Consider the following 2,804-nt stretch of genomic DNA (forward strand, 5'->3'; position numbering starts at 1 on the left):
ACGGCGGCTGGGGCCGCGACCACAGGTTCGGCCACTGGCATGGGTGCGGGTTCTGGCGCAGGCGGCTGCACCGTCGGCGCCACCATCACCAACTGTGTGGTCATGACGTTCGGTGGTTTTACCGCCGGCACTTCGGGGGCCCAGTTGTTGATCAACAACAGCACCACGACGCCATGCAGTGCCACCGCCAGACCCGCCGCAAAGCTGTGCTGCCAGAGGTCGCTGCGCTTCATCGATGTCCACCTCCCTATCGCCAGCGGTGCCGTGTCGTGCAGGATCATCGTGGTCATTGCGGGACCTCGGTCACCAGCCCGAGGTTACTCACGCCGCCCTGTTGCAACGCCGCCATGGCCGCCACGACACTGCCGTAACCGGCGTCCTGGTCCGCTCGGATATACACCTGCGTGTCCTGTCGCTGGGCGATGATCTGCTCGACCTTGGCGCGCAGTTCATCGAGACCCACGGCGCTATCAGTCTGATGCCGGGTGTCGAGTTCACCGCCGAGGTTCCAGTAATAGCCGCCCTCGGCTTTCACCGACAGCGTGAGGATCTGCTGGCGCGTGTCGTTGGCCAAGGCCTCACTGGCGACCTTGGGCAATTCGATTTTCACGCCTTGGGTCAGCATCGGCGCGGTCACCATGAAGATCACCAACAGCACCAGCATCACGTCGATGTAAGGCACCACGTTCATCTCGGCCTTCGGCCCATGTTTGCGTTGCGGCCTGACTAGCATCTCGTCTCTCCTTGAAGTCCGTTCAGGCCGCAGCGGCCAGGTTCAACGGCGCACCGTGCAACGTGCGGTGCAGGCGCACTTGCAGTTCGTTGCCGAAGGCGTAGTAGCGCGTGAGCAGGGTCTGGCTGCGCGCCGCGAAGCGGTTGTAGGCGATCACTGCAGGGATCGCCGCGAACAGACCAATCGCCGTGGCGATCAACGCTTCTGCGATGCCGGGCGCGACGGTAGAGAGCGTCGCCTGCTGCACTTGCGACAGGCCGATAAACGAATTCATGATCCCCCACACCGTGCCGAACAGGCCGATATAAGGACTCACCGAGCCGACAGTGGCGAGAAACTGCAGACCTTTTTCCAGGCGCACTTCCTCCTCGCTGATGGCGACGTACAGCGCTCGCTCGACGCCCTCCTGCACCACGTCGGGGTGGTGACCGGCTTGCTGCTTCAAGTGACAAAACTCTTGATAGCCTGCGCGAAAAACCGGTTCGATCCCGGCCTCCACATCCTTTACCTGTGCCGTTTCACGCAGCAACGGCAGCAACTCCGGTGCACTGCGAAAACGCTGCATGAAGCTGTTCAACCCGCGCTCGCGGCGGTGCAGCACACGGCTGCGCTGGATGATCAGGTACCAGCTGAGCAACGAGGCCAGCAACAGCGTGAGCATCACAGCTTTGACCAACAGGCTGGCATCGCTGATCAGCCCCCAGATCGTCATGTGTTCGAGCGTGGCCTGCATGGTGAAACTCCTTGTGAGGTGCCGCGCGAACGTTGATGCGCAACGGTCGCGAGGCTATTCGATGGAAAATTGATGACCGAATGATGACGGTCAGGATCAGGGCAGCTTCAGCGCCTGGACGACCTCGGCCCAGGGCACGAATTTGAAGTTCTGGGCTTGCTCGGGCATGCGCTTGCGGCCGTCCTGCACCACCAGCATGCCGTGACTCCAAGGGCCGCCGAGGTTGACCGAGGTCACCTCCAGGCCATCGGTTTCCGACGCGCCGTCGATGCCAGCCGCCGCGTTCAAACCGACCCGGAACGCGCCGTGACTGGCGTACGGTGGCTCGGCGTCGAGCACCAGGTAGCTGTCGTTGCCCTGACTCGACACCACCAGATAATCCCGCCCCGCGCTTTGATACAGCGCCAGACCTTCGACATCCGCCTGCAACTGCGCGCCGACCTTGATCACGCTGGTCAGCGTCGCCGGTTGATCGGCGCGCGCGTCCACGGCCCAGACCCCGACATCCTCCTCACCGAGAAACAGTCGTTGGCGCTGGTCGTCGGCGACGCAGCCTTCCGGCTGGCTGTCGACCTTAAACTGGCGCACCAACTCACCCTGGGCCCGGCCATTGGCTGCACTGAGGCGGTACTGCAGGAAGGTGCCGTCCTTGTCGTTGGCGATCGCGTAGATCTCACCGCTGGCCGGTTGAAACAGGCAGATGCCGTAGATGTCTTTGAGCGGCGTGGCCACTTCGCCGATGTCGCGCAGCTCGCCACTGCTGCGGTCGATGGCGAACAGGCTGAGGCTGTTGTGATCGCGGTGACTGGCCACTGCCAGGTCCACGGTCTGCTCGCCGAGCTTGAAGTTGGGTCGAACATCGACGTTGTTCAAGCGCCCGACCGGCAACTCCTGGAGCAGTTTTCCCTGCAGGTCATACGCCAACAGGCCCTGTTTTTTATTGGTGCCCAGCACCCGGCTGAGGGACGGTTGCTGCGGGTGAATCCAGATCGCCGGGTCGTCCGCCGCATCACCCTGACGGGCCACCGGATCGGTCTGAACACGCGCTGGCACGCTCGGCAACACCGGCGCCAGCGGAACCGGTTGGGCTTGCCAGTCGATCTGGCCCTGGTATACACGCCCGTCGGCATCGTCACGGACCAACACCTGCACACCTTTGTCGGTGTTACGCAGGGCCAGGCTTTCCGGTTCCTTCAGGCCGGTCAACGGCAAGGTGGCCTGGGCCGTCCAGCGCTCGCCCTGTTGCTGATACAGGTGCAGTTGCGCCGCTTTCGGATCGAGCCCGACGACGCCACCGGGGACCAGCGCCAGCGCACCGGCGGCACCCTTGATGTCGCC

At 63.5% G+C, this 2,804-nt stretch carries 3 protein-coding genes and 1 pseudogene; all 4 read right to left on the bottom strand.

Translation table 11 applies throughout. The features are described from left to right. A pseudogene (locus tag GBC55_RS29570) lies at nt 1–233 on the bottom strand (energy transducer TonB); the annotation flags it as partial. A 53-nt stretch (nt 234–286) separates the two neighbouring features. Beyond that, nucleotides 287–733, bottom strand: a complete 447-nt coding sequence (gene tolR / locus GBC55_RS29575) for a protein TolR (protein ID WP_162441194.1) — start codon at nt 731–733, stop codon at nt 287–289. A gap of 22 nt (nt 734–755) precedes the next feature. Further along, a complete protein-coding gene (tolQ, locus tag GBC55_RS29580; RefSeq protein ID WP_162441195.1) occupies nt 756–1,466 on the bottom strand; it encodes a protein TolQ in 711 nt (236 codons plus the stop codon). Between the two features lie 96 nt (nt 1,467–1,562). Next, a partial coding sequence (locus GBC55_RS29585) for a phytase (protein ID WP_247267071.1) occupies nt 1,563–2,804 on the bottom strand: 1,242 nt, incomplete at its 5' end.

This window comes from Pseudomonas sp. TNT3, assembly GCF_010095445.2.
GTDB lineage: Bacteria > Pseudomonadota > Gammaproteobacteria > Pseudomonadales > Pseudomonadaceae > Aquipseudomonas.

Coding starts and splice junctions, on each gene's coding strand:
- tolQ (WP_162441195.1), bottom strand. CDS start 1,466: ATGCAGGCCACGCTCGAACACATGACGATCTGGGGGCTGATCAGCGAT.
- tolR (WP_162441194.1), bottom strand. CDS start 733: ATGCTAGTCAGGCCGCAACGCAAACATGGGCCGAAGGCCGAGATGAAC.